This window comes from Thiohalocapsa sp., assembly GCF_019695415.1.
GTDB lineage: Bacteria > Pseudomonadota > Gammaproteobacteria > Chromatiales > Chromatiaceae > Thiohalocapsa.
In genome coordinates, this window is the sequence record NZ_JAIFKJ010000276.1 from 1 (window position 1) to 4,262 (window position 4,262).

Genomic DNA, 4,262 nt, shown 5'->3' on the forward strand with positions numbered 1-4,262 from the left:
GGTGGGGCGCGCGGGGGGGCCGCGGAGGCCGACCCCGATTGCCCATTACTCAAGGGTTGGGCCGACCTGGTGGCCGGTGCTGCCGGCTGTCGGCTCGGGTTTCGGCCGCCGGCGGCGAACAGCGTCGGCGCCGCCATTGCCGGTGCGGTGCCGCATTTGGGCGCCGCCGCGGTGCCCCTCGACAGCCCGGGCCTCGACACGCTGGCCATGCTCACGGAGCCGCGGCGGACCTATGTGCTCTGGGGCCTGTCTCCGGAGCTGGACCTGATCGACCCGTCCCGGGCGAGCGCAGCGCTCGCCGCAGCGGACCATGTCATCGGCTGCACCGCATTCCGGACACCGGACCTCGAGGCCGCGTGCGACCTGCTGCTGCCCATTTCGGCGTTCGCCGAGACGTCCGGCACCTTCGTCAACGCCGAGGGCCGCTGGCAGCGCTTCCAGGGCGCCGTGGCACCGCCTGGGGATGCCCGGCCCGGCTGGAAGCTGCTGCGCGTCCTGGGCAACCTGCTGGAGCTCGACGGTTTCGGCTATACCAGCGGCAAACAGGTGCACGATGAGCTGGCGGCTCTGTGTGCCGATCTGACATTGGATAACGCGCGCCGCGGTGCCTACGGCTTGAAGCAGCCGTTGCCGCTCTCCGATGGCCTGATGCGGGTTGGCAATGTGCCCATCTATGCAGTGGATCAGACCGTGCGCGCGGCACCGGCCCTTCAGCGCACTCCGCTCTCGGAGCCGCTTGCCCTGCATCTGCACCCTGACGACGCGACACGTCTCGGCCTGGCTTCAGGGGATGCCGCCGAGGTTGCCCAGGGTGAATGCCGCGCCGTAGTGCCGGTCCTGCTGGACGAGCGCCTGGCGCCTGGCGCCGCGCGTCTTCCGGCGGGCGTGCGCGGCAGCGGAGTCTTCGGCCCGGCGGTGGGCCCGATGACGGTCGTAAAGGCCGACCCGTCACTGCTGGCGGCGAGCCAGATGTTCGAGGAGGCACCGGCATGATGGATCTCTGGAACGCGCTGCCGCTGCCGCTGCAGAGCATCGTCGCGACACTCGCCATCGTCCTGCCGTTGCTGGGCGTAGTGGCCTACTACACCTATGCCGAGCGCAAGGTCATCGGCTACATCCAGGTGCGCATCGGTCCGAACCGCGTCGGCTGGCGCGGCCTGCTCCAGCCCATCGCTGATGCGCTGAAGCTTTTGGTCAAAGAGGTCATTGTCCCGACCAAGGCCAATAAAGGGCTGTTCCTGCTTGCACCCCTGATCTCCATGGTGCTGGCGGACATCAATGCCGGCCTGCTTTATGTGCTGGCGCTGACGTCCCTCGGCGTCTACGGCGTCATCATCGCGGGCTGGGCGTCCAACTCCAAGTATGCGCTGCTGGGTGCCATGCGTGCGGCGGCGCAGATCGTGGCCTACGAGATCGCCATGGGCTTCGCGCTGGTGGGGGTGCTGGTGGCCGCCGGCAGCCTGAACCTGAGCGCCATCGTCGAGGCCCAGTCGGGCAGCTTCCTGACCTGGTTCTGGCTGCCGCTGCTGCCGCTGTTCGGCGTCTACTATATTTCCGGCGTCGCTGAGACCAACCGCGCACCCTTCGATGTCGCCGAGGGCGAGTCGGAGATCGTCGCCGGCTTCCATGTCGAGTATTCCGGCATGGCCTTCGCGATCTTCTTCCTGGCGGAGTACGCCAACATGGTGCTCATCGCCATGTTGACGACACTGCTCTTCTTCGGCGGCTGGCTCTCGCCCTTCCAGAACATCCCGGTGCTCGGCGAGGCTACGGCCTGGGTGCCGGGCACCATCTGGCTGCTGCTGAAGACGTTCTTCTTCATGTTCGTCTTCCTGTGGCTGCGGGCCACCTTCCCGCGCTACCGCTACGACCAGATCATGCGCCTCGGCTGGAAGGTGTTCATCCCGATCACGATTGTCTGGATTCTGGTGGTCGCTCTGGCCGTGCTGGTGGGGTTGCCGCCGTGGTGGAATTGATAGCGAGTTGCGAGTGACGAGTTGCGAGTGACGAGGAAGAAAAGGCCAGGGCCGCGATACAGCCCCGACACCCTCCTCGATCCTCGGTACTCGATCCTCGAAACTCGGTCCTAGATACTCGACACTCGACACTATGCTTGACACCGCACGCAAATACGTCGACAGCCTGCTGCTGACGGAGCTGCTCCGCGGCATGGGGCTCACCGGTCGCTATCTGTTCAAGCGCAAGTTCACGGTGCAGTACCCAGAGGAGAAGGCGCCTATCTCGCCGCGCTTCCGCGGCCTGCACGCGCTGCGCCGCTACCCGAACGGCGAGGAGCGCTGCATCGCCTGCAAGCTTTGCGAGGCCACCTGCCCGGCGCTCGCCATCACCATCGAGGCGGAGCCGCGGGAGGATGGCTCGAGGCGCACGACGCGGTACGATATCGACCTGTTCAAGTGCATCTATTGCGGCTTCTGCGAGGAGTCGTGCCCGGTAGACTCCATCGTCGAGACCGGCATCTACGAGTATCACTTCGAAAATCGCGGCGAGAACATCATGACCAAGGACAAGCTCCTCGCCGTGGGGGACCAATACGAGGCCGAGATCGCCGCGGCACGGGCTGCCGACGCGCCCTATCGCTGACGCGGCGCCCGCGATCCTCCACTCGAGCCGGCGTGTTGCGGCCTGAGCGGCCCAAGGCGCCGGCAAACCAGCGCCGCGCGGCATAGCGACACACAAGAGCGCGGCACGCGCAGCCGCACCCCCTCTGCGCGGCGCCGATACGAGCGTCATCTCCGTCCGGCGGCGAACAAGGATCATCGCCCGGGCTCAGCAGCGGATATCCCATGGGTTTCGAGAAGTTTCTGTTCTATGTGTTCGCGGCCATAACCGTATTCGCTGCGGGGATGGTCGTCACACGGCGTAACCCGGTGCATGCCGTGCTGTACCTGGTGTTGGCCTTTGTGGGCAGCGCCGCACTCTGGCTGCTGATTGAGGCGGAGTTCCTCGGCATCGCTTTGGTGCTGGTGTACGTCGGTGCCGTGATGGTGCTGTTCCTGTTCGTCGTGATGATGCTCGATATCGACATCGCGGCGATGCGCGCGCAATTCATCAAGCACTTGCCGCTGGGGCTGGTGATCGCGGCCCTGATGGTGTTCAACCTGTTCCTGGTGCTGGGGCCCTCCAACTTCGGTCTCGAGGTGTTCGGCAAGCCGGAGCCCAAGCCTGCCGGCTTCAGCAACACCTCTGAGCTGGGGCTCAATCTCTACACCGTCTATCTGTACCAATTCGAGATTGCGGCGGTGATCCTGCTGGTGGCCATCGTCGCCGCCATTCGGCTGACGCTGCGCCGGCGCCCGGACACCAAATATCTGGACCCGGCGGCGCAGGTGAAGGTGCGCAAAGGCCCGGACCGGATACGGATGGTGTCTATGCCGGCGGAGCAGACGCCGCGGCCGGTGGTCACCGCCGAGCCCAAGACGCAGAACGACGAGGACAAGGAGCTGGCGTCATGATCGCGCTATCGGACTATTTGCTGCTCGGTGCCGTGCTCTTCTCCATCTCGGTGGCCGGGATCTTTCTGAACCGCAAGAACGTCATCGTGCTCTTGATGTGCATCGAGCTGATGCTGCTTGCGGTGAACATGAACTTCGTCGCCTTTTCGCATTTCTTGGAGGACGGCGCCGGGCAGATCTTCGTGTTTTTCATCCTCACCGTCGCTGCCGCCGAGGCCGCCATCGGCCTCGCCATCCTCGTGGTGCTGTTCCGCGCCCGCGGCACCATCAACGTCGACGATCTCGACCTGCTTAAGGGCTGACGGCGATGAAGCTCATCTACCTCATTATCGTGCTGGCGCCGCTTGCGGGCGCCATCGTCGCCGGCTTCTTCGGCGGGCGCATCGGCCGGGTCTGGTCGCACCGGGCCACCATCGCCGGCGTCGGCCTCTCCGCTGCGCTGTCGCTGTGGGTGCTGGCGCGCTTCATCTGGGGCGATGCCCAGACCTTCAACGGCGCCGTCTACACCTGGCTGGTGTCCGACGGGATGCACTTCGAGATCGGCTTCCTGGTGGATCGGCTCACGGCGCTGATGATGGCCACAGTCACCTTCGTGTCGCTGATGGTTCACGTCTACACCATTGGCTACATGGCGGACGACGAACACAACTGGCCGGAGGGGGCGCTCAGTGGGCGCAACAGCTATCAGCGCTTCTTTGCCTATATTTCGCTGTTCACCTTCTCCATGCTGATGCTGGTGATGTCGAACAACTTCATGCAGTTGTTCTTCGGCTGGGAGGCGGTGGGCCT

Annotated in this window: 5 protein-coding genes and 1 pseudogene; all 6 read left to right on the plus strand. The window is 65.2% G+C overall.

The features are described 5' to 3' along the window. Nucleotides 1–993, plus strand: a 993-nt coding sequence (locus I6U14_RS07920) for a molybdopterin-dependent oxidoreductase (RefSeq protein WP_296898281.1), incomplete at its 5' end; no start/stop codon positions are given. Then, nucleotides 990–1,976 carry a complex I subunit 1 family protein gene (locus tag I6U14_RS07925; protein WP_296898282.1) on the plus strand — a complete coding sequence of 329 codons (987 nt, stop codon included), beginning with the start codon at nt 990–992 and terminating at the stop codon, nt 1,974–1,976. The genes I6U14_RS07920 and I6U14_RS07925, both read left to right, overlap by 4 nt. A 133-nt stretch (nt 1,977–2,109) precedes the next feature. Further along, nucleotides 2,110–2,601: an NADH-quinone oxidoreductase subunit NuoI gene (gene nuoI / locus I6U14_RS07930; RefSeq protein ID WP_296898284.1), complete on the plus strand. Its 492-nt coding sequence runs from the start codon at nt 2,110–2,112 to the stop codon at nt 2,599–2,601. A 203-nt stretch (nt 2,602–2,804) separates the two neighbouring features. Then, nucleotides 2,805–3,473 carry an NADH-quinone oxidoreductase subunit J gene (locus tag I6U14_RS07935; RefSeq protein ID WP_296898287.1) on the plus strand — a complete coding sequence of 223 codons (669 nt, stop codon included), beginning with the start codon at nt 2,805–2,807 and terminating at the stop codon, nt 3,471–3,473. After that, nucleotides 3,470–3,775, plus strand: coding sequence for an NADH-quinone oxidoreductase subunit NuoK (gene nuoK / locus I6U14_RS07940; RefSeq protein WP_296898289.1), 306 nt, complete (start codon nt 3,470–3,472; stop codon nt 3,773–3,775). The genes I6U14_RS07935 and nuoK overlap by 4 nt, the downstream gene beginning before the upstream one ends. Nucleotides 3,776–3,780: 5 nt before the next feature. After that, nucleotides 3,781–4,262: pseudogene (locus tag I6U14_RS07945) on the plus strand (NADH-quinone oxidoreductase subunit L); the annotation flags it as partial.